A 26,561-nucleotide genomic window follows, 5' to 3' on the forward strand; every position below is an offset into this window, starting at 1 on the left:
ATAAAGGTGATGCCGTGACCGAATTACACCGTTTTGATGAGCGAATTGCGCAGGAAATTGCGATTGAACCGCAGGACTGGATGCCGGATGAATACCGTAAGACATTGATTCGCCAGATAGGGCAGCACGCCCATTCTGAAATTGTTGGCATGTTACCGGAAGGCAACTGGCTGACTCGCGCACCGAGCCTGAAACGCAAAGCGATTTTGCTGGCGAAAGTGCAGGACGAAGCTGGACATGGACTTTATCTCTACAGCGCGGCGGAAACCCTGGGCTGTGCGCGAGAAGACATCTACCAGAAGATGCTCGACGGCAAGATGAAATACTCCTCGATCTTTAACTATCCGACGCTGAACTGGGCCGATATTGGCGTGATCGGCTGGTTGGTTGATGGCGCGGCGATTGTGAATCAGGTGGCGCTGTGCCGCACTTCCTACGGCCCATATGCCCGGGCGATGGTGAAGATCTGCAAAGAAGAGAGCTTCCATCAACGCCAGGGTTTTGAAGCCTGCATGGTGCTGGCGCAGGGCAGTAAAGAACAACGCCAGATGTTGCAGGACGCGATCAACCGTTTCTGGTGGCCTGCGTTGATGATGTTTGGCCCAAACGACGACAACTCCCCAAATAGCGCCCAAAGCCTTACATGGAAAATCAAACGTTTTGGTAACGACGAACTGCGCCAACGTTTTGTCGACAACACCGTACCGCAGGTGGAAATGCTCGGCATGACGGTGCCGGATAGCGATCTCACTTTTAACGAAGCAACAAGGCATTACGAATTCGGCGAAATTGACTGGCATGAATTTAACGAAGTGATTGCCGGGCGCGGGTTGTGCAACGAAGAGCGTTTGAGCGCCAAACGTAAAGCGTGGGAAGAGGGTGCATGGGTGCGTGAAGCGGCGCTGGCGTACGCAGAAAAACAGAATTTGTAGGGTGGATAAGCGCAGCCGTCATCCACCATTTACATCGGATATGAAGGATTGATTTATGAGCAATGTTCACTGGCCGTTATACGAAGTGTTTATTCGCAGCAAACAAGGGTTATCGCACCGCCACGTTGGCAGCCTGCACGCTGCAGACCAACAAATGGCGCTGGAAAACGCCCGCGATGCTTACACCCGCCGCAGTGAAGGCTGCTCAATCTGGGTGGTAAAGGCGAGCGAAATTATCGCTTCCCAGCCTGAAGAACGCGGTGCCTTCTTTGACCCGGCGGAAACAAAGATTTATCGCCACCCAACGTTCTACACCATCCCTGATGGCATCGAGCACATGTGAGGCGTGAAATGACTTATTCCCCGTTAACTACTTACACCCTGCGCCTTGGCGACACCAGCCTGGTACTGGCCCAGCGCCTGAGTGCCTGGTGTGGGCATGCACCAGAACTAGAGATCGATCTCGCGCTGGCGAACATCGGCCTGGACTTACTCGGCCAGGCACGCAATTTCCTGACCTACGCCGCAGAACTTCAGGGTGACAAGCTTGATGAAGACAAACTGGCGTATGGGCGCGACGAACGTGAGTTCCACAATTTACTACTGGCAGAACAGCCGAACGGTGATTTTGCCGACACCCTCATGCGCCAGTATCTGCTGGATGCCTGGCATGTTGAACTGTTTAGCCAGTTGGCGCAAAGCCGCGACCGCCAACTGGCGGCAATTGCCGCAAAAGCCATCAAAGAGGTGCGTTACCACCTGCGCTTTAGCCGTGGTTGGTTAGTGCGTCTGGGCAACGGCACTGAGTTTTCTCAGCAAAAAATGCAGCAGGCGCTCAATAAACTGTGGCGCTTTAGCGGCGAGATGTTCCATGCAGATGAACTGGAAATCAGCCTTGCTGAGCAAGGGATTGGCGTTGACCCGCGCACCTTGCGTGCCCCCTGGGAAAAAGAAACGTTTAACGGCCTGATTGTGGCCTCACTGGTTAAACCACAAGAAGCGCAATACCGCACGGGTGGCAAGCAAGGGCTACATACCGAACATCTCGGCCCGCTGCTGGCAGAAATGCAATATCTGCAACGCGCTTACCCCAATCAGCAATGGTAGTGAGGTAAAAATGCAAATTTTCGATGTGGTGGAACCGGCTAGAGTCCGCGATGTATGGCGCATTCTCGGGCAGATCAGCGACCCGGAAATCCCGGTACTGACTATCACCGATCTGGGCATGGTGCGCAGCGTTCACCACCGTGAAGACGGTTGGCATATCGGTTTCACGCCAACGTATTCCGGTTGCCCGGCGACCGACTTTTTGCTGACGGCAATTCGTGACGCGATGGAAGACGCGCACCTGAGCCCGGTCCACATCGAACAAATGCTGCACCCGGCGTGGACAACCGACTGGATGTCGCCCGCGGCCAAAACGCGGCTGCGTGAATACGGCATCAGCCCACCGCAAGGCCATGCTTGCCACGCCATATCATTCAGCGGCGATGTGGAATGCCCACGCTGCGGCAGTTTGCATACCTCGCTTATCAGCGAATTCGGTTCCACGGCCTGTAAAGCGTTATACCGCTGCGACAGTTGCCGCGAACCCTTTGATTACTTTAAATGTATTTGAGGTAGCCATGACGACGTTTCATTCGCTAAAGGTGGCGCGCATTGAGCAGGAAACTCCTGACGCGGTTGCCATCACTTTTGAAGTGCCAGGAGAATTACAGACGCATTTTGCTTTCAAACCTGGCCAGCATTTGACTCTAAAAACTCGCCTCGGTGGTGAGGAGTTACGCCGCTGTTACTCCATTTGTCGCGCCGAACAACCCGGCGAAATCTGTGTGGCGGTAAAAGCCATCGACGGCGGGCGCTTTTCGCAATATGCGGTGAGCGATTTGGTGGCGGGTATGGCGATGGACGTAATGATCCCGCAGGGAACATTCGGCTACCAACCGCAGCCTGAAACTGAGGGCAATTATTTGGCGCTGGCAGTCGGCTCCGGCATTACGCCAATGTTGGCGATTGTCGCAGCAACGCTTGCCACCGAATCCAATAGCCGAGTAACGCTGGTTTATGGCAACCGCAGCAGCCGCAGCATGATGTTCCACCAGGCGCTGGCCGACTTAAAAGACCGCTACCCACAACGCCTACAACTTATCTATCTGTTCAGCCAGGAAGTGCAGGAAAGCGAATTGCTGAGCGGAAGACTCGACGGCGTGAAACTCAAAGTGCTGGGCGATAACTTGCTCGATGTAAAAGGCTTTAACCGCACGTTCATCTGCGGCCCACAAAGCATGATGCAGGAAGCTGAAGCCGCACTGCTGGAAATGGGCGTGGCGGCTGAAAACATTTTTATCGAACACTTCAACACGCCCGGCAGCGCGCCGAGTCTGCGCCGTCGCGAACAGGCAGCAGGCAAAACGGTGACGCTGCGCCAGGACGGACGCGACCGCAAAATCACCCTCGATTCCCATGACGAAAGCATTCTCGACGCGGCGTTGCGCCAGGGTGCGGATTTACCTTACGCATGCAAAGGCGGGGTGTGCGCCACCTGCCGCTGCAAAGTTGTGAGCGGTGAAGTGGGGATGGGCGTCAATTACAGCCTCGAGCCAGACCAACTGGCGGCGGGTTACATCCTCAGTTGCCAGGCACTGCCGAAAGGTGACGACGTAGTGCTCGACTTTGATGCGCAGGGGCTGTGATGAGCGAATTATTGGTTAGCCAAAACGGGCGCGTACTGACCCTGACTTTAAACCGCCCCGAAGCGCGAAACGCTTTAAATAACGCGCTGCTTGATCAGATCGCCTTAGCGCTGGAAGCCGCGCAGCAAAACGAAAGCACAGGGGCAGTCGTTATTACGGGCAACGATCGATTTTTCGCCGCTGGGGCTGATCTTAAAGAGATGGCGAGCCTTGATATGCCCGCCACGCTTAACGATCCACGCCCACAGCTTTGGGCTCGTATCGAACGTTTTAACAAACCGCTGCTGGCTGCAGTAAACGGTTATGCGTTGGGTGCCGGGTGCGAACTGGCGATGCTATGCGACATCGTAATGGCGGGTGACAACGCACGCTTTGGCCTGCCTGAAATAACTCTCGGCATTATGCCCGGCGCGGGTGGTACACAACGTTTGATTCGCAGTGTTGGCAAAGCGCTGGCATACAAAATGGTGTTGACGGGCGAGGCGATAACCGCACAACAGGCACAGCAGGCAGGCCTGGTTGCAGAGATGTGCCCTGCGGCGTTAACGCTGGAATACAGCGAAAAGCTGGCGGCGCGCATCGCGCAACATGCGCCGCTGGCATTGCAGGCTGCGAAAACCGCACTGCGCCAGGCACATGAACTGTCTCTCAGTCAGGGCTTAGCCCACGAACGGCAGCTTTTCACGCTGCTTGCCGCCACCGAAGACCGGCAGGAAGGCATTGTCGCATTTCTCGAAAAACGACCCGCTGCGTTTAAAGGACGATAGCCATGACATTCATTCTTAGTGATGTGCAAAACGGCGTGATGACGCTGACGTTAAATCGCCCGGAGCGCCTGAATAGTTTTAATGACGAAATGCATCGCCAGCTTGCTGATGTGCTGACGCAAGTCGAACGTGACGACACCATTCGCTGCCTGCTGATAACGGGCGCGGGCCGTGCGTTTTGTGCCGGACAAGATCTCAATGACCGCAATGTTGACCCAAGTGGAGCTGCTCCAGACTTAGGCGCCTCGGTTGAGAACTTCTATAACCCGCTGATTAAGCGCCTGGCCGCATTGCCAAAACCAGTTATTGCGGCGGTTAACGGTGTCGCCGCCGGTGCCGGGGCAACGCTTGCCCTGGGCTGCGATATGGTGATTGCGGCGCGTTCAGCAAACTTCATTATGTCTTTTAGCAAATTAGGCCTCGTTCCTGATTGCGGAGGTACCTGGTATTTGCCGCGCCTTGCCGGGCGTGCTCGTGCGATGGGGCTGGCGTTGCTGGGCGATAAACTGAGTGCGGAGCAAGCCCATCAGTGGGGCATGATCTGGCAAGTGGTGGATGATGAAGCACTCAACGATACCGCTCGCCAGCTCGCCGTGCATTTTGCCAGCCAGCCAACCTTTGGCCTGGGACTGGTGAAGAAGGCACTGAACGCTTCCGAAATAAACACCCTTGAAGAACAGCTCGATCTTGAGCGCGATTACCAGCGCATGGCCGGGCGTAGCGAAGATTACCGCGAAGGGGTGTCGGCATTTCTGGCTAAACGCACACCGGTGTTTAAGGGGAAATGATGATGCTGACACCACAATCAATTATTGCCGTGATTGGCGGCGGCACCATGGGAGCTGGCATTGCGCAGGTTGCCGCACAAGCCGGGCACCGGGTCAGAATTTACGATATCCATCCCGGTGCTGCGGCGCGTGCCATTGATGCAATTGCCACAGCGCTGAGTGCCCGCGTGGCAAAGGGTAAAATGACGGCGTCCGAAAAGCATGACGTTGAAAGTCGTTTAAACACTGCACAGAGCATCAGCGAACTGGCGGATGCGGCACTGGTCATTGAGGCCGCAGCCGAACAAATCGACATCAAGCAGGCCATCTTCCGTGAACTGGCAGCGGTCTGTTCCGCGGAGGCGATTTTCGCCAGCAATACATCGTCGATTTCCATTACCGCGATTGCCAGCGGCGTTGAACAACCACAGCGTGTGGCAGGGCTGCATTTCTTTAACCCAGCACCGGTGATGAAACTAGTGGAAGTGGTGAGCGGGCTGGAAACTTCACCTGCGGTTCTCGAAAGCCTGACCGGCTTGGCGATGCGTTGGGGCAAACAACCGGTGCATTGCCACTCGACACCGGGCTTTATCGTTAACCGCGTGGCGCGCCCATTTTATGCTGAAGCCTGGCGCGCGCTCGAAGAGCAAGTAGCACCAGCGGGCGTGATTGATGCGGCACTCCGCGACTGCGGTGGGTTTCCGATGGGGCCGCTTGCGTTGACCGACCTTATCGGCCAGGACGTGAACTTTGCCGTGACCTGTTCCGTATTCAATGGTTTCTGGCAGGAACGCCGCTTTCTGCCTTCGCTTATCCAGCAGGAACTGGTGTTTGGTAAACGCCTTGGCAAAAAAACCGGGCAGGGCGTATACCGCTGGCCACTCAATGAATCATTGCCTTATCTGCCCACCGAGCCTGGCGAATCAGATGCGCAAGAAATTCAGCACCATGGTTTTGCCGCATGGCTGAATAATCACGATTCAGGTGACAGTGTCACATATTCGTATATTGAACTGGACGATGTTCTGGTGCAGATGACGCAAGGCGAAACAGCGACTCAACTGGCTAAACGTCTCCAACGCCCGGTCGTGCTGCTCGACCTGGTCAACGACTGGCAAAGCTCACCGCTGGTAGTGCTGGCGGCTGCGGCAAGTAACACAGTTGTGCAGACTGCCAAAGCGATTCGTTTCTTCCAGCAGCAGGGTAAACAGGTGCTGATGATCAGCGACTACCCTGGAATGCTGGTCTGGCGCACGGTCGCTATGCTCGCGAACGAAGCGACCGATGCGGCGCAAAAAGGTGTCGCCAGTGAAGAGGATATCGACACCGCGATGCGCCTTGGCGTGAATTACCCTCATGGCCCGCTGGCGTGGGGCGCGGAACTCGGCTGGCAACAGGTACTGCGCCTGCTGGAAAACCTGCAAAAACATTACGGCGAAGAACGCTACCGCCCAACTTCACTGCTGCGCCAACGCACGCTTCTGGAGACACAACATGAGCATTAATGCATGGGCGAATGCCCGGGAAATGTACGCTCGCGACAACTGTGCGCAGCAGATGGGCATCGAGATTCAGGACATGGGGGATGGATTTGCACGCCTGACCATGACCATCACCGACGTCATGCTCAACGGCCATCAAACCTGCCACGGCGGGCAACTGTTTACGCTGGCTGACACCGCATTTGCCTACGCCTGCAACAGCCAGGGGCTGGCGGCAGTGGCTTCCGGTTGCAGTATCGATTTCGTCCGACCTGGAAAAGCCGGTGATGTGCTGACAGCCATTGCTCAGGTACGCACTCAAGGCCGGCAGACCGGGGTATATGACATTGAAATCATTAACCAGGATGAGAAAACCATCGCTCTGTTTCGTGGGCGTTCGCACCGTATTGGAACCACAGTTTCAGGAGCCAGACTATGAACGACGTATTTATCTGTGACGGTGTCCGCACGCCCATTGGCCGCTACGGTGGAGCACTCTCTTCAGTTCGTGCCGATGATCTTGCCGCGATCCCGCTAAAAGAGCTGATGGCTCGCTACCCGAACCTTGACTGGAACGCAGTAGACGATGTGATTCTCGGCTGTGCCAACCAGGCAGGGGAAGATAACCGTAACGTGGCGCGTATGGCGACGTTACTTGCCGGGTTACCGCAGACAATTTCTGGCACCACAATTAACCGGTTATGCGGTTCCGGCCTTGATGCGTTAGGTATGGCCGCGCGGGCAATTAAAGCCGGTGATGCCGAACTGATGATTGCCGGAGGCGTAGAGTCGATGTCCCGCGCACCCTTTGTCATGGGCAAAGCCAGCACGCCTTTTCAGCGCCAGGCGGAGATGTTTGATACCACGATCGGCTGGCGTTTTGTGAACCCGCTCATGGCTGAACAATTTGGTACTGACAGCATGCCAGAAACGGCAGAGAATGTAGCGGAGTTGTTAAATATCAGCCGTGCCGATCAAGATGCCTTTGCCTGGCGCAGCCAGCAACGTGCGCAGCTGGCACGTGAGAATGGCGTTCTGGCCGAGGAAATTGTGCCGGTGCAGTTGAAAGGAAAAAAAGGCGCGGTGACTGAGATTCGCGAAGACGAACATCCGCGACCGGAAACCACTTTGCAGCAGCTCAACGGACTAAAAGCACCGTTTCGTACCAACGGTGTGATTACTGCCGGAAATGCATCAGGTGTGAACGACGGTGCGGCGGCGCTCATCATCGCCAGCGCGTCGGCAGCTCAGCGCCACGGTTTAACGCCAACAACGCGCATTGTCGCGATGGCAACTGCCGGTGTTGAACCGCGCCTGATGGGGCTTGGGCCAGTGCCTGCCACCCGTAAGGTGCTGGAGCTGGCAGGGCTTTCCATCAACGACATGGATGTTATCGAACTGAACGAAGCCTTTGCCGCGCAAGCGCTGGGGGTTTTACGACAGTTGGGGCTGCCTGACGACGCCCCACATGTTAACCCCAACGGCGGTGCGATTGCTTTAGGCCATCCGTTAGGGATGAGTGGAGCCCGACTGGCGCTTGCCGCCAGCCACGAACTTCATCGCCGCAACGGGCGTTATGCCCTGTGTACGATGTGTATCGGTGTTGGCCAGGGCATTGCCCTGATCCTTGAGCGTGTGAGCTAATCAACCCTGCGAGTACCCTATAATGATAACCTCTACTACAAAGCTGGAACCGATTGAAACCGCATCAGTTGATGAGCTGCAGGCACTCCAAACGCAGCGTATGAAATGGACGCTGAATCACGCTTATAACAACGTGCCGATGTACAAACGCAAGTTTGATGCGGTGGGCGTGCACCCTGATGATTTTAAAGAGCTGAAGGACATTCGGCTTTTCCCCTGCACCACTAAACAAGATTTGCGCGACAACTATCCGTTCGACACTTTTGCGGTGCCGATGGAACAGGTTGTGCGTATTCATGCCTCATCTGGCACAACGGGCAAACCTACGGTAGTCGGCTACACGCAAAAAGATATTGATACCTGGGCTGATATTGTCGCCCGTTCGCTTCGTGCCGCAGGCGGTACGCCAAAAGATAAAATTCACGTCGCTTATGGTTACGGGCTGTTTACAGGCGGACTGGGTGCGCATTATGGCGCTGAGCGCCTCGGGGCGACCGTTATTCCGATGTCCGGTGGGCAAACTGAGAAGCAGGCGCAACTGATCCGCGATTTCCGCCCGGACATGATTATGGTTACTCCGTCCTGGTGCCTGAACTTGATTGAAGAACTGGAACGTCAGATGGGTGGCGATGCGCGAGATTGTTCGCTGCGTGTCGGAGTATTTGGTGCTGAGCCCTGGACTCATGCGATGCGCCGTGAAATTGAACGCCGCCTCGGCATTACCGCTCTGGATATTTACGGCCTGTCAGAAGTGATGGGACCGGGCGTGGCGATGGAGTGCCTGGAAACCACAGACGGGCCAACTATCTGGGAAGATCATTTTTACCCGGAAATTGTTAACCCGATAAGCGGTGCCGCGCTGGATGATGGCGAGCAGGGTGAGTTGCTGTTCACGACGCTGACCAAAGAAGCGCTGCCGGTGATTCGTTACCGTACCCGCGACCTGACGCGCTTACTGCCAGGCACCGCCCGTACTATGCGCCGTATGGACCGCATCACCGGGCGCTCAGACGACATGCTTATCATCCGTGGTGTGAATGTGTTCCCATCGCAACTGGAAGAAGAGATCGTAAAATTTGAACACCTGGCACCGCATTATCAGCTGGAAGTACATCGCGATGGCCATCTCGACACGCTGGCGGTGAAAGTTGAGCTCAAAGAGAGCAGTCTGCATTTGAGCCATGAACAGCGTTGTTCCGTTTGCCACCAGTTGCGTCACCAGATTAAGTCAATGGTGGGGATTTCAACCGATATCAGCATTGTTAACTGCGGCAGTTTGCCTCGTTCGGAAGGGAAAGCGATTCGCGTTTGTGATTTGCGCCAGGCCGCGAATCAGTAATCACAACCACTATTGGGTCGGTTATATCAGACGCTGCAGCGTTTATCCGACCCGGAAAATCTGTATTTCTAGAAATTGTGAATCGCATTGTTAATGACCTGATTTTTATTGTCTTTGTTGTGCTATGTTTTGGCTAATGTGCGTTAAAAACGGAATTTCTGGCAGATGATGAACAGCAAACTGGAACAGTTTATTGAGCAGGCGGTCAGCGCCGTTCCCATTAGCGGAACGTCGCTGATTGTTTCTTTATATGGAGATGCACTGGCGCATCGCGGCGGTGAAATTTGGCTCGGTAGCCTTGCGACCATGCTGGAGTCACTGGGCTTTGGTGAGCGTTTTGTTCGCACTTCACTGTTCAGGCTTAATAAAGAGGGCTGGCTTGATGTGGAGCGCGTCGGGCGACGGAGTTTTTATCGCCTGACAGAAATGGGCCAGCGCATGACGCGCCGGGCAGAAGCGAAAATCTACCGTGCCGGGCAGCCTGAATGGGACGGCAAGTGGTTGCTTTTGCTCTCCGAAGGGCTTGAAAAAAGCACACTTCAACAAGTGAAAAATCAGCTTATCTGGCAAGGGTTTGGCACACTTGCCCCCAGCCTGATGGCGTCGCCATCGCAAAATCTCGCCGATGTACAAAACCTGCTACATGAAGCTGGTGTGGCGGATAACGTGATCTGTTTTGAAGCCAGTTCACCGCTTCAGACATCAAAAACCGCACTCAAAGCCCGCGTCGAAGAGTGCTGGCTACTCACTGATAAAAATGAGCGCTACGGTGAGTTTATCAACTCGTTTCGACCGTTGTTGCCGCTGTTGCGTGAGGCAGATGCCAGCGAACTGACGCCGTTGCGTTGTTTCCAGATTCAACTTTTGCTCATACATTTCTACCGCCGCGTAGTGCTGAAAGATCCGCTGCTTCCTGATGAATTACTGCCGCCACACTGGCAAGGGCAAAGCGCCCGCCAGCTGTGTATCAACATCTATCAGCGTGTCGCACCGGGCGCACTGGCTTTTGTCAGCGAACATGGTGAAACCTCAGTGGGTGACTTGCCACACCCGGGAAGCGGCTACTATCAGCGCTTTGGTGGGATCAATACCAAGCCGTAAGGAGTTATTATGCCCGTATATCAAATTGATGGACTCACACCCGTGGTGCCGGAAGACAGCTATGTGCATCCCACGGCCGTGCTGATTGGCGATGTGATTCTTGGCCACCGTGTGTATATCGGGCCGAATGCCAGCTTACGCGGTGACTTTGGGCGTATCATCGTCAAAGATGGCGCTAACGTGCAGGATAACTGTGTGATGCATGGTTTCCCGGAGCAGGACACAGTTGTTGAAGAAGACGGGCATATTGGCCACGGTGCGATTCTGCACGGCTGCTTAATTGGTAAAAATGCGCTGGTCGGTATGAATGCGGTGATCCTTGACGGAGCACAGATTGGCGAAAACAGTATTGTTGGCGCAACGGCGTTTGTTAAAGCCCGTGCGGAATTTGGAGCCAACCAGATGATCCTGGGCAGCCCAGCAAAAGTGGTGCGCGAGCTACGCCCGGATGAACTTGCGTGGAAAAAGCAGGGGACACGCGAATACCAGGATTTGGTGATCCGCTGCCAGCAAACGATGCACCAGGTTGAACCACTGCGCGAAGTGGAGCCTAATCGTCACGAAAAAGCTGTGGGTGTCGGTTACAATGTAAAACCCCAGTAATAAAGAGTATCAGGGAAGTTTGGTCACTTCCCTGATGGACAAATAAATAGCCTCGGATTATTCCGGGGTTTATTTTTAATTAGCGATAATGGTGATGATGCCAGCCGTGGTGATGGCCACCATCCCTGTAAATACACCCAGACAGGCTCATGATAATTACTATGCTACTGATAATTAGTATAAATTTCTTCATGGTTGATACCGTTTCTCACTATTAACATTACCAGTGATTATCGGTGGATATAAAACTGGAACAACCAGATAAAACTCAATTTCATTCCCTTCACATTATCCTCAATATTGCTCAATTAATACTCACCCCATAATTCAATATAAAAAATAATTAATGTGGCGGAATTGATTCGCCAATCGCTGAAAACAAGATCATTTCGATTGGCGTTTTTGAACCATAGCGAGGATACAAAAAGAGATGGGCAACGCTGTTTCATGTTAGGAATAAATGAAGCCTAATTTTTAGATGCATTTACGTGAATTCTGCTGCACTGATGTACTGCCAAAACAGCAGAATTCACGTAGCGACGTCATTTTAAAACAAAACCATTACATTCAATATGTTATGTAGTAGATGTTAACTGCCCCAGCGGTTTTTAAGGTAGCTAACGGCTTCTCTGGTCTGTGGCTGGTTGAGATTGTTCTCTCTGAACAAAATGGTGCCGCTGATTTGTGGCAAAGATTCGTTCAGATCGAGCTGTTTTTTCAACTCGGGTACACCACCGTTTACAGTCCAGTCCGGCTCTTTCCTGGACGGTTCACCGACTTTGTAGAGCGCAACGCCAATATAGAGCCGCGTATTTGTGGGTTTCACCACATCGGCCCACCATTTTGCGAGCACATCATAACGGGCGGCATCTCGCGCGAAAGGCCAGTACAACTGCGGGGCGATGTAATCCAATAGGCCCTGTTGCACCCACTTTCGTGTATCAGCAAAAGATTCATCATATGCCGCTGCACCTCTGGTATCGGAGCCTGCCGGATCAAATGAACGGTTACGCCATACGCCAGCAGGGCTCACACCAAATTCGACACCTGGCTTTAACTGTTTGATAGTTCGAGAAACTTGTTCAATTAATTGCTGCGTATTGTGCCGACGCCAGTCCGCTTTTGAATCAAATCCCTGGCCATATTTTTGGAATGTCGGTTTGTCATTGATGAAGGAACCAGGGGACTCTGTATAGAAGTAGTCATCAAACTGCACGCCATCAACGTCATAACGCGATACCACTTCAGCAACGACACTGGTAATCCAGTCACGAACTTCTGGAATGCCGGGATCTAATACATAACGATCGCCTGATGTACGAATCCAGTCGCGATGCAGCACAAACACGCTCGGTGGTTGGTCCGACAAAGTGTTGTTGAGTTCTGCAACGGTCGACGGTTTAGTATTTGTGGAAACACGGTAAGGGTTAAGCCAGGCGTGAACTTTTATGCCGCGCTTGTGTGCTTCATCGAGCATAAATTGCAGCGGATCGTAACCTGGGTCTTCGCCAATTTTGCCTGTCAGTACATCTGACCATGGCAAAATTTTTGATTGCCAAAGCGCTGTGGCATCGGGTTTGATCTGGAAAAATACGGTATTAATTCCAAGACTTTTCAGGTTATCTAATTTGTTTTTTAGCGCCTGCTGTTGCTGGCTAACGCGAGTGGAAGCGTTATTGGGATTCACTGATGCAACAGGGGGCCAATCAAGACGAGACACCGTCGCGAGCCATACGCCTCGTACTGGTTCTTGATTTTGCGAATGCGATGCCGGATGCGTCTGTTTAGTCACCGGGGTCACGAGTGAGACCGGTGGTTTTGAAGAGCAACTGGCAAGTAACATAGCGGCGATAACAAAGGCGCCTGACGTTTTCACTTTTCTTGTCATAAGCGGAAAGTTACGAGAGCGGCTGATGGTAGACTCCAATTTTGCGGCACATAGTCAGGAACGAATATTCTCTTCTGATTCGCATTTAAGTCAATGATGTAGATTATGTTAATGGGCATCGGGAAGACTATATAGAAGGCAAGTGGCACTATGGCCACTCGCCTTAAATAGGATGGCATCAGTATTCCTTAAACGCCAGTTCCAGACGCGCGATTAATGGCTTGAACAGATAGCTCAAGAATGTGCGCTCTCCGGTTTTAATCGTCACACTTGCCGGCATGCCCGCTTTAATTTTGTAGTCGCCCAGCAAACGCACGCCTTCTGTAGAGACCTGAACTTCTGCCAGGTAATAGGGCTGCTGCGTGGCTTCATCGATTAAGCGGTCAGCAGAAATAGTTAACACACGCGCAGGAACTGATGGCAATAAAGCATGGTTAAGGGCAGGGAACAGCACATCAACCATCAACCCGGGAACCAGTTTATCAATGGCATGTACCGGTATTTTTGCATCTATTTGCAAAGGTTGCCCGGCAGCAACAATATCCATTAAATGCTCTCCTGGCTGAATAATACCGCCCACAGTACTGACTTTTACATCCAGAACTATGCCATCAATTGGTGAACGAATTTCCGTGTTATCCAGTTCATGCCGAGTCGAAACCAACTCATCTTCAAGCACAGAGACTTCTTTTTGTTTTTCCGTAAGTTCGGACTCCACTTCTCGCAAATATTGGTGACGCACTTGATACGCTTTGATTTTTAGTTCATTTTGCTGTGATTTTAGCTTAGCGATATTCAGAATATCCTCTGATACGCTGCCGGATATTTCAGCAGCTTCGCGTTCAAGCACTAGTAATTGTGCTTTTGGGTAGTAGTTTTTTTCGCTCAGGGCTCTTATGGCACCCAACTCGCGATTGATTAGATTAGACTGATGATCCCGAAAACTTTTTATTTTATTTAAATTATCGGTTTGTTCTACAAGGCCATCGAGCGTCTCCTGAATCATTGATAATTCATCCTGGATATTTTTTCTGCGTGTATCGAATAACTTTTCTTGAAGATTCCTGACCTCAATCAGCCGTTTATTCTCAGCAAATTTTTGTGTCAATGTATTATCAAAAGCAATGGTTTCCAGGCCGCCTCGTTCTGCCAGCAAACGGTCTTCAATACTTTTTGCTGACATATATTGTGCATTTAACGTGCTATAACGCATGCCAAGCTGCATTTTATCCAGCCGCACTAACACCTGATTTTTTTTAACTAAATCGCCTTCTTTAATAAAAATATCGGTGACTCGCCCACCACTTAAATGCTGAATAGTTTTACGGTGGCTTGAAACCGTCACTGTCCCGTCAGCCACCACACCGGCATCTAAAGGAGCTTGCACAGCCCATAATAAAAAACCGCCAACGCCAAGCGTTATAACGATGATCCCACGTAGTATTGGAGGCCAGATATTGGTATCAACGCTGCCAGAACCGGGGGTTTGCGCGTCTTTATTATTCTTTTTCATCATCAGGCCTCTCGTTGCTGTTCAGTGCTCGATGGAGAGGAGGTCGCTACCGGTTTTAATATATTTGCCTGCCTTAGATTGGCAAAAATCTGGTCACGGGTTCCGAACTCTTGCATGGCTCCGTCATTAAGTAATAAGACTTTATTGACTACACCGAGCAGCGTCGGGCGGTGCGAGATAATGACGGTTGTTTGGCCTTGCGTACGCAAGGTATTAATCGCTTTAACGAGAGCAAACTCACCCGCATCATCCAGATTAGCGTTTGGCTCATCCAGCACGATGAATGCAGGATTGTTATAGACCGCGCGTGCCAGCCCAACACGTTGCCGTTGCCCTCCGGACAATTGGTGTCCGCCTGCACCCAGAGGCGTGTCGTAGCCTTGGGGGAGACGTAAGATCATGTCGTGCACACCAGCCAAAGTTGCGGCAGCAACGATAAGTTCGCTGTCGTTTTCGGCAAAGCGGGCGATATTTTGCGCGATGCTGCCGTCGAATAATTCAACATCTTGCGGGAGATAACCGATGGATGGGCCAAGCAACTCTTTATCCCACTGGCAAATATCTGCACCATCAAGGCGAACCTTACCGGATAGAGGTTTCCAGACGCCGACCAGCAGCTTCGCAAGTGAGGTTTTCCCTGATGCCGAAGGGCCAATAATACCCAGCACTTCACCTTTCTCGAGTTGAAATGAGATATTACGTAGCAGTGGAGCATGTTGGCCTGGTGCAGCAGCAAAAATACTTTCAACACTGATATTTCCTTTCGGACGCGGCAGGGTCAGAACCTCTTTTGGTGCCGGGTACTCCTTCAGCAGTGTTGATATCTGATGCCATGCACTACGAAATTGCACAAACTGCTTCCAGCTTCCGATGATTTGTTCTACCGGATTAAGTACGCGCCCAAGAATGATAGAAGCGGCAATCATCAGCCCTGGGGTAATTTGGCCTCCGATCACCAGTAAGGCCCCGGCACCCAGCGCAATAGATTGCAGCAGCACACGCACAAAGCGGCTTAAACTGTTTAATCCGGCCGTTTTATCGGCAATCTGAGTTTGTAATACCAGCACTTTGTCATGCTGCTCCCCCCAGTGGAGTTTTAGGGTGGAAAGCATTCCCATCGCTTCTATTGTGTCGGAGTTTTGTAATTGCTTATTGAGTTTGCTGGCGTTATTGATGGTTAACGCATGTGCTTGCTGAATAGGGCGTTTGGTCGAAAATTCAGAAACCAGGGTCAGGATAAATAATATTGTTATTCCTCCCAAAGAGAGGTACCCCAACAGCGGGTGGACAAGAAAGGCAATGAATAAATATATCGGTGTCCAGGGGATATCCAGCAGCGCAAATAAACTACTGCCGGAAAGAAACTGCCGAATTTGATCCAGTTCGGCTAACGCCTGAGCAGGGTTACTATCGCCTGTAGCAACTTTTCGTTTAAATGCAGCATTAAAGACTAACTTATTCATTTTGACATCAAGCCGGTTGCCAAGCCTAATCATGACGCTTGAACGGGCCGATTCAATCATCGCAATAACGATGTATATGCCGACAATAAGTAACGTCAACATCAATAAAGTCGTCGTGTTTTTACTGACCAAAACACGGTCATAGACCTGCAGCATATATATTGCCGGCGCCAGCATAAGCATGTTAATTACACAACTAAAAAACAACAGCATTATAAAGGTCGGTTTAGTACCCTTTAATGCACTCTTCAGTTCTGTTGGCGTATGCTGGCGCGACATAGTCTTCTCCTTACGCAATCAGTGAGTTATTGCCATTATTAGCGGCAAAGGTTGATGGTAATTCGAGAATGAAATCACCAATATTAACGGTGATTGAGTTCACGCCGACTAAAGTAATGACATCAGCACCAACGGTAACGACGGTATTACCGTTGTTTCCCGTAATTGCGACATTGCTGTTAAAACTACCCGAAGTAATACCTAACAAACTTAAATCGAGGTAGTCCTGCCCGCCAACGGCGTTACTATCAAAACCAGTGATGCGGTCTTGCCCAAAGCTTGCGCTGAAAGCGAAGATGTCATTACCGGTGCCGCCGTCCATTGCATCATTACCCGTTTGTCCGTTGAGGATATCGTTGCCTATGCTGCCAGAAAGAACATCAGCACCTGCTCCACCAATCATCACGTCGTTGCCAATCCCACCCTGGAGGTTATCGGCACCATCGCCACCATCAAGGAAGTCATTCCCCAGCCCACCAGTTAATTGGTCATTGCCTCCCATTCCAAACAAAAAGTCATTCCCGTTGCCGCCAGTAATGGTATTGGCAATAGCATTCCCGGTACCGATGAAGCTGCCCTGGCCGGTAAACACCAGTTCTTCGATGTTATCGGTCAAGTCGTAGCTTGCGAGGCTGGTTCGGACAATATCTGTCCCGGCATTGAGACCTTCGATAACGATGTCGCCAGCGTTATCAACGATATAGGTATCATTTCCGGCACCGCCGGCCATGCTATCTGCTCCCAGACCACCATCGAGATCATCGTTGCCAGCATCCCCTTGCAAGATATCTTGTCCCGCTTCACCTAACAGGCTGTCATTGCCTGCACCACCAACCAACAAATCGTCACCCGCACGTCCAAGCAGGGTATCGTTGCCGCCTTCACCACGAAGGATGTCACTCCATGCGGTGCCGATGAGAGTGTTACCAGCGTTAGATCCAATAATAAGATCGCCAACAGGCTGGGTAGTGGCAGATGTGAGGACAACAGGGGCGTTTCCTTCATCATCTGTGACTGTCACCACCACTTGTAGAGTCCTGCCAACCATCGCCTGAGCCGGAGTGAAGGTGGCCGCTGTGGCACCAACAATATTCACAAACCCGGTCGCGGTACTCATTCTCCATTGATAATTAAAGTTACCGCCGGTCAACCCGTCCGCATCAGCAATACCCGAGACAACAGCAGTAAGTGTCACGCTTTCGGTCGGTGTCAGGTCATTAATCACCGGGGCACCCGTAGTCGGCTGGTCGCGCACCATAACGGCCTGGGTTTGAGCCGAAACCAGGGTTTCAGCATCTCCCATACGGTCATTGAAACTGGCAACCACACGCAGTGGAGCACCCAAAATAGCGCCAGGTACTCTGAACTCCTCACCGACGGCTTGATCACGCCATTGACCATTGGTAAATGCCTGCCATGTCAGCGTGATAGCGGCGTTAGCCGCAATACCGTTGCCATCCTGCAGATTCGCCAGGTTGACTCGCAGGAGGTCGCCAACTTCTGGTGTTGGGTTATCAATGGTGAGATTGCCTGTAGCCTGTTGTGCCGTTACCCACAACTGTTCACCGTTACCAAACTCCACTTTTTCGATGTTCAGTAGGCGGTCAACACCATCATCAAAATTCAATGCGGCGTCGGGGGTAGCATGGTCAACCCGGAGGCTGCCATCTGGCATACGGGTGAAGGCATAGTTGCTACTGACATCGCGGTAAACTGCAACGTCGGTTTCAGAGCCATTACCCTCACGCAAGATCTCACGCACTATCGAGAGTTGATGCGGTTTTAAGGTGCCTGCCAGCATGTAAGATTTCAGTTCGTTCATGCTGTCTGCACTGGTGATACCCGGCATTCCGCTGACCGCAATTCGCACGTTCAGCCACGAGTCACCATCAATAATGTCGTTGCCCGCTTTACCGGTTATGCGGTCGCTGCCACCGCCACCGAGTAAAATATCGCTGCCATCATCGGGGTTAAGCAACACTGCATTAGGATCCGCAGAGTGTTCAACACCGAGAATGGCCTGCAGACCGCTAATCCTGTCAGCACCTTCCTGGGTAAGATTGTTGGAGAGCGGGGTGCCCAGTACCGGCGCGGTCCCAAGCGGTTGTTCGGTGCCCACTAATATGTCGTTGTGTTTCCAGCCCGATAGCCCCTCAACCAGATCGAAGCGATCCCGCAGGATAAACTCTTGCTGGTTAACGAAAATCGGAATGCCGAGGTCAGAGTTAGCACCATGCGGGTCGCCCTTATGGATTGCCCAGTCGAAACCAGCCATGCCATTGTTGCGCTGAATCCCCGGGCCCTGAACCATGATGTCGTCGCCAGCTTCGCCATCGTAGTCCGTGTCGTTACCCTGGCCGTTAAGCACATCGTGGCCAACGATCGTACTGTTGAAGAACAGCTCGGAGTTTTCACCTGTCAGTGAGTCAAACCCGTCACCACCTTCCAGCCAATCATCGCCTTCGTTACCAAGCAGAGCATCAGCGCCGGAGCCACCCAGAACAAAGTCATTGTCCCGCCCAGCAAACACTTCCTGGGCATCTTCGCCAACAACTACAAAATCACTGCCGCTGCCACCGAATACCAGATCGTTACCGTTACCGGAGAAGATGACATCATGACCTGCGTCGCCGTGCAGGAAGTCAGCATCGCCAACTGGCGTGCCGGTGTCGGTAATAATGTCATTACCATTACCACCGTGAACCACATCCGCCTCGTCACCACCATCAAGGCGGTCATCGCCACCATCGCCCCATAGACTGTCGATACCTTTACCGCCGATTAACGTATCGTTACCAGCAGAACCACCGAGTACCACATGCCCATCGCCGGTGTATTTAAGGTAAGCGCCGTCAGCCGCACCATCGCCGTTTACATCCTGAGTGGCAGCGCGCCGTGTCAGCAAAGGCGTTAACAGATCTTTAAGCGGGTTACCCCATTTCGGGTCTATTTCCGTTTGCAGCGCCCGGTTCACTTCGAAAATATGGTCTGGAGTCTGGAACAGGTTAGCGGGCAGGTGAGATGAGCCATTTTCCCCGAGGTCGCTGTTACGCATAACCAGCGCGGAGAATGAGTTGGCTTCCAACTCATTGAGCATGTTTAGCCCCTGAACTCGACTCAGATAGTAGAAACGGTCGCCGTCTTGTAGCATTTCCATTTGCGTTTCAAAGACAAAGTTGAAGGTAGAACCCAGCATCCCCCCAAACTCGTTCTTACGCTCGGCAAGCCCGCCAATCCAGAAGTCGACCATATTCAGGCCGGACTCTTTAGTGGCCCATGCACCGGTACTGTTGAAGAAATCCATCGCATCGGCAGGCGGTTGGGAAGTGCCATCGCCAAACAGCAAGAAGTTCACCGCATCGCGTTTGCCTTCAATGGTGGTAGCGCCAAGAATCAACTCATGTTGGCCATAGGCAGCCATAAAGTTGATGATGGAAGCCGGGTTTTTCAGGTAAGTCGTGAAGTCGGCCCAACTGGTATAAGGGCGCAGCTCACTGTTGCCGCTGAGTTCAAAGAACTGCTCACGGGCCTGGTTTAGTGTTGGCATTGCCGTATCACGGCCACGAGCAATGTTAAGAGCGCCTAAATCAAGCGGTAACCCGATAAGGTTGTTGCGCAGCGCATCGGTAATAAATTCATCAATTTCGTTACCGACTTGCCTTGTCATACCGCGAACAATTGCGCCAATTGCTTGTTCATCGGAAACCGTGCCACCGTTAATTTCATTAAAGGCGACCGGGTTCAGGAACGCTTCAATCAAGCCAATGTCACCGTTTTGCATATCAATATCGGTACGCGCTACGGTTTCTGTCAGCATCGAGTGGCCAAACCGGTAAACCACGTGTGCGAACTCAGCAAAGATCAGCGGGTTAATATCTGCCGTGTTGGAGAAGACAAACGGGTCGACAGCAGGCTGTACGGTGCGGGCGAACTCTTCGAAGACCAGGTGCTGATACTGCATCTCTGTGGTGAAACGGCCTGCCTGGAATAAATACTCACCGTTCCAGACCAGGGTGCTGGTATCAGCTGGTAGCTCAGTTATTTGGTGTGCTGGCAACAGCCATTGGTTGATAAGATCGATATCACCAGTTGCCAGCAAGGTAGTTTTATACTCTTCCACCAGACGGTTATGCTCGCTGTGGAAGACGGCATGCACGGCGGTTAAACCGATGTTTTCGTTGCCGCGCCCATCACCGGTGATGAAGTGGCGGTCGAGAAGCTCGTCATCATAGGTTCCGGCTGCCTGAACACCACCAATCACATCATCATCATCATCGGCCAACAGCCCGGCTTTTGGCGCCGCGGTGTGGGCAATGTCGTCAAGGAAAGAATGCCCGGTGCGCAGCGTTCCTGGGGGTAGGAAATCACCATTCGCTTCAACCAGCCCGGAAGTGGTAACAATCTGCACTTTGCCGTTTTCACTTAAGATCAAGTTGCCGTAACGGTCAGTAGCCAGCAGCGGAACATTAAACACGTCCTGATCGGTGAGTTTAATACCGAGCATGGTTTCAGCCTGGTTTTTGACATCGGCCCAGGTTGCCAGCCCGCCGTTCGCGCCACCGAATAAATTGCCGGTAGGTTCGGGCTTGCCATCAATCATGACGTATTCGCGAATGAATATCTGATGTGAAGGGTGGGAGGTATAGGTTTGGTTTTGATCGATGAAGGGGGTGGTGAGGTTGACAGTTTCATGGTTAGCATCAACCTTTGCCCTGGTTAATACCATGAAGTTAGTGGGCGACCCTTCTACATATAAGGGGTCATCAGGTTGCAGCGGAATAAATACAATGCCGTTTCCCTCCTTTGGAATTAGATCCAGGCCGTGGTCAAAGAACTGCCCGAATAGTGTCATCCAGCCATTGAAAGCAGGGGACAAACCCACATCCGGAGACAGGTTAGGAATCGACAAACTACCATTTTCCGATGTGGTTCCTCCTCCTGGGGAATCTTGTAAGCCATTATGCGCTTCGACTGCTGCCGGGTTTGACGCGGTTTGGTCCGATATCAAGTTACTGATAATACGCGGGTCTGCATCAATGACCGTCCCACCGAGTTGGGTATAACTGGTCATGGCATCCGCATCTTGCCAATTCAACTCGGTTAGTCTTGGCATATTTTGATCGGCTGAACCGTATAGTTCCTGACCCGGAAGAAGGTTATTCCATGAGCCATCTACGGTACGGATACCGTAGGGTAACAACGGGCTGGAAACTAAATCTCGAAGTGCATCGCCGTTAACACTTCCGTCTGGGTTTGTCGCTGCTTCAGATATCTTTATCTGCTTGAGAATAAAAGCAAGATCGTGCAGCGTGACAGTAAAGTCATATTGTGAGGCCATAAATAATTACCCCTATCTTTACCTTGAACTAGCTATCATCACTCGTACCTGTCGTTTTCAAAAAAAGGCAGGAGAATGTACCGTGTGTGTTGAAATGAGTTATCGGGTTGCAATGACGCAACCAAGGTCCATTTTTATATAATTTAAAGTATTGGATACCTTATAAGAGTTATTCTCCCTGCGAAAATAGTTAGCTGAATAAGTTTATTTCCTCGTTCGTAAAAATAAATTTAAGTAAGTTACAGGCAGCCTCGGCCGTTTGAATTTGCAGGTGCATTCAAGGCGAAGGGTTTTAAATATTGATGAATCGTGTATATGGCTGAGGTTTTTACCCTATATGACACTTTTGTTATATTCATAACTATGGTTTTTTCTTTGTGTTACTTCTCTCATACTTTTTAATGAGAAAAATAAAATTTGAAACAATTCTGTCGGGCAGTAATCACAATACGTGACTTTCTTAATGAGAGAGTGGTGGTTATCAAGCTTTTTCCTGCTGAGCTAGGTACGAAATACCAACTTACTAAATTGATAAATATCATTATTAAATTACACGCCCATGCTTTAGACGTTTAGCATTTCTCCCAGAATAACCAAATGATAAAAAATCGCATCATTTATCATGGTAGGAGATATTTTCATTTCTTTACGTTCTGGTTTTATGTCGACAAGGTATTTATGCTGTCATTTTCATAAATCAACAACGCTATTAAAATAGCGTGCTAATTAAATATATTATTTATTCGAATCAAAACCAACAACACCCATAGCATTAACGTTGTGTCGGAAAAATAACAGTAGCAAGAGGGCTGATACCAACCTATCACACATTTCTGGTGATTCATCAAATTGACTTTATTACGTATTGATTAAAAGAGGGGGTTAATTTTAGAGTCAGCGGTGTGTTAACACTGTGGTGTTGACTGGAGATTCTGCAGTAAATCGATTCCCCGAGCGGAAAATCTTATCCGAATACCGCAAGATTTGCTGTCATCCCGGAGCAGGGATGACAGCGTACTTCTCTATTTTCTGAAGCCGACCATTCAAGAGATGTAAAATTGATACTATGGCTTCACGATTAAATATCATCAAAAGTATGGTCAACGACAATCTCAAGGGTTTTACGCACGATGTCGATGGTGACGACATCATCAGTGGATTCGATAGCCTCAATCAAACGTTGAATTATAGCTTTATTAGTTAAATGTCCATCAGTAGCAAGAATGCTGCGTATTACCGCTCCGAGTAATACGGCCTCATCAGCCAGCATGTCGCCAGCGTTACGAAAATATGCGGTCAAAGCTGTGTTTGGCAGGGTGGCATAAATTTCTGATTTATGAAGCGTCATCTGGGTCATTTACTTTCACCATGAGTAAGTTGAGTGTGTAGGGCAGTCAGTGTTTTTTACTGCTGCCAGGATCAGGGCTATCGTCGAATAACGGATATGCCTTGTTTTTTTGTTTTATCGGGCTCTCCATGTCCCACTGCTGTTGACTCGGAAGCGAATTACGTCGCGAAATGCCCAGGCGTTGGTGACTGATATCGGTAATCACATCCGCTATCAGATTTCGCCTCTGTGCATCTCTCTCTGACGCTTCCATTGTTTGCAGTCTCTCAATCAGCGACCGGGTACTGATTGGCCCGTTATCGTAAAGGATTGATAAAACTGCTTCTCCAATCAGTTGATCGATCAATTGCTCTCTTTTACTTCTGCTCATAACTGCGTCTCTTCTTGCCACCTTGTTTCGTTACCGAAATGTGGCTTGAAATCAGCCCTCACTCAGGAGGTCAGCTGAAGGTTGCCAGGCTTTCTATATTGCCCGAAATAATGCTCCCGCAAGTGTTAATCTAAAAAGCCAGTAATTTGCGCTATAGGGCCGTTTGAACTTAACGGTCAAAAAGCAGGCCAATCAAAGTGTGGTAGTGACTCTCTTCTTCAGGACCTGATGCTTCTTCAACCCGACGTAACAATTTTGTACAGATTGCTTTGCGGTTCAAACTGCTTCCGTCGCTCAGGATCTCCACTACGATTTGTCCCAGAGTTTCCTGCTGGGAAGGCAGGGCTGCTTTGGAGAAATATCGGGTGATAGCGTTAGCTGTATCGGGTACGTAGTTGTTCTGTTGCATCAGTAACTCCTGTAAATATGCAGTATCAAATAAATGTACAAATAAAGTTATACAATGATTAAAAACTTGTACATAGAAAAGTGTAAGGATTTTTCTTAAAAGCTTAAGCATTAAATGCTATACATTTAATTTCAACTAGTTAGCGTGATAAGTAGTTTGAGTCTGCAACGTTTGATGTATAGGTTCAGAATTTCATGGCCTCAGGCATGGCCAAAAACCTGCGAATTCGGGCGTACATATGTTCAATTATTGTTAATAAGTTATTAATTTTAATGTATTTTAAATGGGCGGTTTGGCAGGTCATCTGCTACTGTAAATGCCTAAACAGTTTTCTATTGGACACAGCATGCTTACTACCATCATTTACCGCAGCCATATCTGTAAAAACGTACCGTTTCACTCGGTTACGGATATGGTTGCTGCTGCAAATGTAAAAAATGACCAGGCCGACGTGACTGGCATACTGCTGTTCAACGGCACGCATTTCTTTCAGATGATTGAAGGCCCGGAAGAGACCGTTTTAAGTATTTACCAACATATTTGCCAGGATAAGCGCCACTACAACATTGTTGAGTTGCTTTGTGATTACGCTCCCGCGCGGCGGTTTGGAAAGACGGGGATGGAACTCTTTGATTTAAGAGAGTACGACAGGGATGAAGTGCTGCAGGCGGTGCTGGATAAAGGCACCTCAAAGTACCAGTTATTTTACAATGACCGTGCGCTTAAGTTTTTGCGTACATTTGTTGAAGCCACTGAAAAAGAAAACTATTTTGAAATTCCGCCAGCGGATTCCTGGGTGTTTATACCCGATAAAAAAAGAGTTCATACCGAAGCGGTTATTGCTGATAACACGGCAGATTGTAGTTTTGCTTTTCAGCCTATGGTTGACCCGTTTGCTCAGAAAATCTTGTCCACTGAAGCTTTGCTGCGCACACCAGGCGGAGATTCAACGGCCACTTATTTTGCTGGTTTAAGCGGTAAAGCGCTCTACGAAGCGGACCTGAATAGCAAGAAAGTCGCCTTTGCGATGGCGAGTTCACTCAAACTTGGCGAGCAGTCTATTTCCGTTAATTTGTTACCCATGACGCTGGTGATGATTCCTGATGCGGTTGATTTCTTGTTAAGAGAGATTCAGACAAATGGACTTGTTCCGGAGCAGGTAACCGTAGAGTTTACTGAGAGCGAGGTGATATCGCGCATCGATGAGTTCACCGATGGCATCAGACAGCTGAAAGCGGCAGGGATAAGTGTTGCGATAGACCACTTTGGCGCCGGATTTGGTGGGCTTTTGTTGCTGTCTCAGTTTCAGCCAGACAGAATTAAAATTAACCGCGCGCTGATTAAGGATGTCCATAAAAGTGGCCCACGGCAGGCAATTATCCAGGCCATTATCAAATGCTGCGCATCGCTTGAGATATCCATTTCGGCCGTTGGAGTGGAGAAGGCAGAGGAGTGGATGTGGCTGGAATCAGCCGGTATCTCGCATTTTCAGGGCAATTTGTTCGCACGCGCCCAATTAAGTGGCATATCCGCCGTAGCCTGGCCTGAAAGGAAAGCAGATCTCTAATTCAGGTTGTACAATGTAAAAAAGGTTGTACAACCAGCACGGAGTCGTTAGTTTCGACATGGACGTTTTAAGCTCACAACGAGGGATTAATGACCTTATACAGTATCGGTGAAGTTGCCGAACGATGCGCAATCAACCCTGTCACGCTGCGTGCGTGGCAACGCCGTTATGGATTATTCAAGCCGCAACGCAGTGAAGGCGGGCATCGGCAGTTTGATGACGAAGATATCCTGCGCATTGAAGAGATTAAACGCCTGATAAAAAGTGGTGTGTCCGTAGGGAAGGTGAAAGCATTGCTGGAAGCGAGTCAGACGACGACTCATGACCATGAAGCATGGCGGTCACAGCAGGAAGAAGTGATGACTGTACTACGCCTTGTACAACCCGCAAAACTCCGCACAAAAATTGCAGATTTAGGTCAAGTATTTGCTGTTGATACCCTCATAGACCATGTTTTTATCCCGGTACGTCAGTGTCTTGGCCTTGATAAAAATACCGCAAGGGCAATGATTAGCCTTCTTGATGGATTGCTGATTGAGTATGTAATCCAGCGCCTCGCTGACTCTCGAAACAAAGAAGGTAAAGATACATTACTGATAGGCTGGGAAAGCGAGGATAGAATCCGCCTTTGGCTCGAGGCCTGGCGTCTTTCACAACATGGCTGGCGTCCTGATGTGCTGGCCGATCCTCTTGAGTCACCTCGACCGGAGTTATTTCCAGGCCAGCATATTTTTGTCTGGACAGGGAAGGTACTAACTTTGCGTCAACAGGAACAACTGGAACACTGGCAGAAACAAGGGTTTGCCATAAAGATTCATTCAGGTCAGTAAACCAAGTTATAACCAATCGTGAGCTATGACCCTCTATAAAAACGCGGAACGTGGTTAATAGGTAGCTGTCAGTTACTTCAGTTCCGTTTTATTTCCAGGTTGTCACCCAAGGTGAAGGGTATACGAATCAGGAGAAAGGTGAGAGGAGGAATGTCCACTTCACTCCATTATGCGTTTAATAGCATATAGTTCTGAGTAAAATTTGATATCGACCTGACTACGTTATAAA

The 26,561-nt window shown here is 50.5% G+C and carries 22 protein-coding genes; 15 read left to right on the plus strand and 7 right to left on the minus strand.

Features of this window, described 5'->3' with window-relative positions:
- Nucleotides 1-14: 14 nt before the first annotated feature.
- The 13 genes from paaA (at nt 15) to paaY (ending at nt 11,327) form a co-directional block, all read left to right on the plus strand.
- Complete coding sequence (gene paaA / locus EDF88_RS02120) at nt 15-932, plus strand: 1,2-phenylacetyl-CoA epoxidase subunit PaaA (RefSeq protein ID WP_064518955.1); 918 nt, start codon at nt 15-17, stop codon at nt 930-932.
- Nucleotides 933-987: 55 nt separating this feature from the next.
- Nucleotides 988-1,275, plus strand: a complete 288-nt coding sequence (gene paaB, locus EDF88_RS02125; protein ID WP_064518953.1) for a 1,2-phenylacetyl-CoA epoxidase subunit PaaB — start codon at nt 988-990, stop codon at nt 1,273-1,275.
- A gap of 8 nt (nt 1,276-1,283) precedes the next feature.
- Nucleotides 1,284-2,039, plus strand: a complete 756-nt coding sequence (gene paaC, locus EDF88_RS02130) for a 1,2-phenylacetyl-CoA epoxidase subunit PaaC (RefSeq protein WP_134182555.1) — start codon at nt 1,284-1,286, stop codon at nt 2,037-2,039.
- Between the two features lie 10 nt (nt 2,040-2,049).
- Nucleotides 2,050-2,550: a 1,2-phenylacetyl-CoA epoxidase subunit PaaD gene (gene paaD / locus EDF88_RS02135; protein WP_134182557.1), complete on the plus strand. Its 501-nt coding sequence runs from the start codon at nt 2,050-2,052 to the stop codon at nt 2,548-2,550.
- Nucleotides 2,551-2,557: 7 nt separating this feature from the next.
- Complete coding sequence (gene paaE / locus EDF88_RS02140) at nt 2,558-3,625, plus strand: 1,2-phenylacetyl-CoA epoxidase subunit PaaE (RefSeq protein ID WP_134182559.1); 1,068 nt, start codon at nt 2,558-2,560, stop codon at nt 3,623-3,625.
- Nucleotides 3,625-4,392 (plus strand): 2,3-dehydroadipyl-CoA hydratase PaaF, encoded by a 768-nt coding sequence (gene paaF / locus EDF88_RS02145; RefSeq protein WP_134182561.1) that lies wholly within the window; start codon nt 3,625-3,627, stop codon nt 4,390-4,392. Before paaE ends, paaF begins: the two co-directional genes overlap by 1 nt.
- A gap of 2 nt (nt 4,393-4,394) precedes the next feature.
- Nucleotides 4,395-5,180: a 2-(1,2-epoxy-1,2-dihydrophenyl)acetyl-CoA isomerase PaaG gene (gene paaG, locus EDF88_RS02150; protein WP_134182563.1), complete on the plus strand. Its 786-nt coding sequence runs from the start codon at nt 4,395-4,397 to the stop codon at nt 5,178-5,180.
- Nucleotides 5,180-6,664: a 3-hydroxyacyl-CoA dehydrogenase PaaH gene (gene paaH, locus EDF88_RS02155; RefSeq protein WP_166671933.1), complete on the plus strand. Its 1,485-nt coding sequence runs from the start codon at nt 5,180-5,182 to the stop codon at nt 6,662-6,664. Before paaG ends, paaH begins: the two co-directional genes overlap by 1 nt.
- On the plus strand, nt 6,654-7,079 hold the full coding sequence (gene paaI / locus EDF88_RS02160; RefSeq protein WP_064518938.1) for a hydroxyphenylacetyl-CoA thioesterase PaaI: 426 nt from the start codon (nt 6,654-6,656) through the stop codon (nt 7,077-7,079). The genes paaH and paaI overlap by 11 nt, the downstream gene beginning before the upstream one ends.
- Nucleotides 7,076-8,284 carry a 3-oxoadipyl-CoA thiolase gene (pcaF, locus tag EDF88_RS02165; RefSeq protein ID WP_134182565.1) on the plus strand — a complete coding sequence of 403 codons (1,209 nt, stop codon included), beginning with the start codon at nt 7,076-7,078 and terminating at the stop codon, nt 8,282-8,284. Before paaI ends, pcaF begins: the two co-directional genes overlap by 4 nt.
- Before the next feature lie 22 nt (nt 8,285-8,306).
- A complete protein-coding gene (paaK, locus tag EDF88_RS02170; RefSeq protein WP_134182567.1) occupies nt 8,307-9,623 on the plus strand; it encodes a phenylacetate--CoA ligase PaaK in 1,317 nt (438 codons plus the stop codon).
- Nucleotides 9,624-9,791: 168 nt separating this feature from the next.
- Nucleotides 9,792-10,724, plus strand: coding sequence for a phenylacetic acid degradation operon negative regulatory protein PaaX (gene paaX / locus EDF88_RS02175; RefSeq protein ID WP_134183232.1), 933 nt, complete (start codon nt 9,792-9,794; stop codon nt 10,722-10,724).
- A 9-nt stretch (nt 10,725-10,733) separates the two neighbouring features.
- Nucleotides 10,734-11,327, plus strand: coding sequence for a phenylacetic acid degradation protein PaaY (gene paaY, locus EDF88_RS02180; RefSeq protein ID WP_134182569.1), 594 nt, complete (start codon nt 10,734-10,736; stop codon nt 11,325-11,327).
- 589 nt (nt 11,328-11,916) lie between these two features.
- On the opposite strand, the gene EDF88_RS02185 is transcribed toward paaY, so the two are convergent.
- The 7 genes from EDF88_RS02185 to ycgZ all read right to left on the minus strand — a co-directional run bounded on the left by EDF88_RS02185 (nt 11,917) and on the right by ycgZ (nt 23,935).
- Nucleotides 11,917-13,215 carry a glycoside hydrolase family 10 protein gene (locus tag EDF88_RS02185; protein ID WP_134182571.1) on the minus strand — a complete coding sequence of 433 codons (1,299 nt, stop codon included), beginning with the start codon at nt 13,213-13,215 and terminating at the stop codon, nt 11,917-11,919.
- Nucleotides 13,216-13,393: 178 nt separating this feature from the next.
- Nucleotides 13,394-14,731: an HlyD family type I secretion periplasmic adaptor subunit gene (locus tag EDF88_RS02190; protein ID WP_208326119.1), complete on the minus strand. Its 1,338-nt coding sequence runs from the start codon at nt 14,729-14,731 to the stop codon at nt 13,394-13,396.
- The gene (locus tag EDF88_RS02195) at nt 14,731-16,470 is read right to left on the minus strand and encodes a type I secretion system permease/ATPase (protein ID WP_134182573.1); all 1,740 of its coding nucleotides are present in this window, start codon (nt 16,468-16,470) and stop codon (nt 14,731-14,733) included. The genes EDF88_RS02190 and EDF88_RS02195 overlap by 1 nt, the downstream gene beginning before the upstream one ends.
- A 10-nt stretch (nt 16,471-16,480) precedes the next feature.
- Entirely contained in the window at nt 16,481-21,808 is a 5,328-nt protein-coding gene (locus EDF88_RS02200; RefSeq protein ID WP_134182575.1) for a peroxidase family protein, read from the minus strand.
- A gap of 1,078 nt (nt 21,809-22,886) precedes the next feature.
- The gene (locus EDF88_RS02205) at nt 22,887-23,165 is read right to left on the minus strand and encodes a biofilm development regulator YmgB/AriR family protein (RefSeq protein WP_034455564.1); all 279 of its coding nucleotides are present in this window, start codon (nt 23,163-23,165) and stop codon (nt 22,887-22,889) included.
- 37 nt (nt 23,166-23,202) lie between these two features.
- The gene (locus EDF88_RS02210) at nt 23,203-23,526 is read right to left on the minus strand and encodes a hypothetical protein (RefSeq protein ID WP_064518923.1); all 324 of its coding nucleotides are present in this window, start codon (nt 23,524-23,526) and stop codon (nt 23,203-23,205) included.
- 169 nt (nt 23,527-23,695) lie between these two features.
- Complete coding sequence (gene ycgZ, locus EDF88_RS02215; protein ID WP_134182577.1) at nt 23,696-23,935, minus strand: regulatory protein YcgZ; 240 nt, start codon at nt 23,933-23,935, stop codon at nt 23,696-23,698.
- A 346-nt stretch (nt 23,936-24,281) separates the two neighbouring features.
- Between ycgZ and EDF88_RS02220 the strand changes: the two genes are divergently transcribed.
- Both EDF88_RS02220 and EDF88_RS02225 read left to right on the plus strand, forming a co-directional pair.
- Complete coding sequence (locus tag EDF88_RS02220) at nt 24,282-25,502, plus strand: diguanylate phosphodiesterase (RefSeq protein WP_134182579.1); 1,221 nt, start codon at nt 24,282-24,284, stop codon at nt 25,500-25,502.
- 89 nt (nt 25,503-25,591) lie between these two features.
- Nucleotides 25,592-26,332 (plus strand): MerR family transcriptional regulator, encoded by a 741-nt coding sequence (locus EDF88_RS02225; RefSeq protein ID WP_134182581.1) that lies wholly within the window; start codon nt 25,592-25,594, stop codon nt 26,330-26,332.
- Nucleotides 26,333-26,561: the final 229 nt, after the last annotated feature.

This window comes from Buttiauxella sp. BIGb0552 (genome assembly GCF_004366275.1).
Taxonomy (GTDB): Bacteria; Pseudomonadota; Gammaproteobacteria; order Enterobacterales; family Enterobacteriaceae; genus Buttiauxella; species Buttiauxella gaviniae.

Coding starts and splice junctions, on each gene's coding strand:
- paaB (WP_064518953.1), top strand. CDS start 988: ATGAGCAATGTTCACTGGCCGTTATACGAAGTGTTTATTCGCAGCAAA.
- paaC (WP_134182555.1), top strand. CDS start 1,284: ATGACTTATTCCCCGTTAACTACTTACACCCTGCGCCTTGGCGACACC.
- paaD (WP_134182557.1), top strand. CDS start 2,050: ATGCAAATTTTCGATGTGGTGGAACCGGCTAGAGTCCGCGATGTATGG.
- paaE (WP_134182559.1), top strand. CDS start 2,558: ATGACGACGTTTCATTCGCTAAAGGTGGCGCGCATTGAGCAGGAAACT.
- paaF (WP_134182561.1), top strand. CDS start 3,625: ATGAGCGAATTATTGGTTAGCCAAAACGGGCGCGTACTGACCCTGACT.
- paaG (WP_134182563.1), top strand. CDS start 4,395: ATGACATTCATTCTTAGTGATGTGCAAAACGGCGTGATGACGCTGACG.
- paaH (WP_166671933.1), top strand. CDS start 5,180: ATGATGCTGACACCACAATCAATTATTGCCGTGATTGGCGGCGGCACC.
- paaI (WP_064518938.1), top strand. CDS start 6,654: ATGAGCATTAATGCATGGGCGAATGCCCGGGAAATGTACGCTCGCGAC.
- pcaF (WP_134182565.1), top strand. CDS start 7,076: ATGAACGACGTATTTATCTGTGACGGTGTCCGCACGCCCATTGGCCGC.
- paaK (WP_134182567.1), top strand. CDS start 8,307: ATGATAACCTCTACTACAAAGCTGGAACCGATTGAAACCGCATCAGTT.
- paaX (WP_134183232.1), top strand. CDS start 9,792: ATGAACAGCAAACTGGAACAGTTTATTGAGCAGGCGGTCAGCGCCGTT.
- paaY (WP_134182569.1), top strand. CDS start 10,734: ATGCCCGTATATCAAATTGATGGACTCACACCCGTGGTGCCGGAAGAC.
- EDF88_RS02185 (WP_134182571.1), bottom strand. CDS start 13,215: ATGACAAGAAAAGTGAAAACGTCAGGCGCCTTTGTTATCGCCGCTATG.
- EDF88_RS02190 (WP_208326119.1), bottom strand. CDS start 14,731: ATGATGAAAAAGAATAATAAAGACGCGCAAACCCCCGGTTCTGGCAGC.
- EDF88_RS02195 (WP_134182573.1), bottom strand. CDS start 16,470: ATGTCGCGCCAGCATACGCCAACAGAACTGAAGAGTGCATTAAAGGGT.
- EDF88_RS02200 (WP_134182575.1), bottom strand. CDS start 21,808: ATGGCCTCACAATATGACTTTACTGTCACGCTGCACGATCTTGCTTTT.
- EDF88_RS02205 (WP_034455564.1), bottom strand. CDS start 23,165: ATGACCCAGATGACGCTTCATAAATCAGAAATTTATGCCACCCTGCCA.
- EDF88_RS02210 (WP_064518923.1), bottom strand. CDS start 23,526: ATGAGCAGAAGTAAAAGAGAGCAATTGATCGATCAACTGATTGGAGAA.
- ycgZ (WP_134182577.1), bottom strand. CDS start 23,935: ATGCAACAGAACAACTACGTACCCGATACAGCTAACGCTATCACCCGA.
- EDF88_RS02220 (WP_134182579.1), top strand. CDS start 24,282: ATGCTTACTACCATCATTTACCGCAGCCATATCTGTAAAAACGTACCG.
- EDF88_RS02225 (WP_134182581.1), top strand. CDS start 25,592: ATGACCTTATACAGTATCGGTGAAGTTGCCGAACGATGCGCAATCAAC.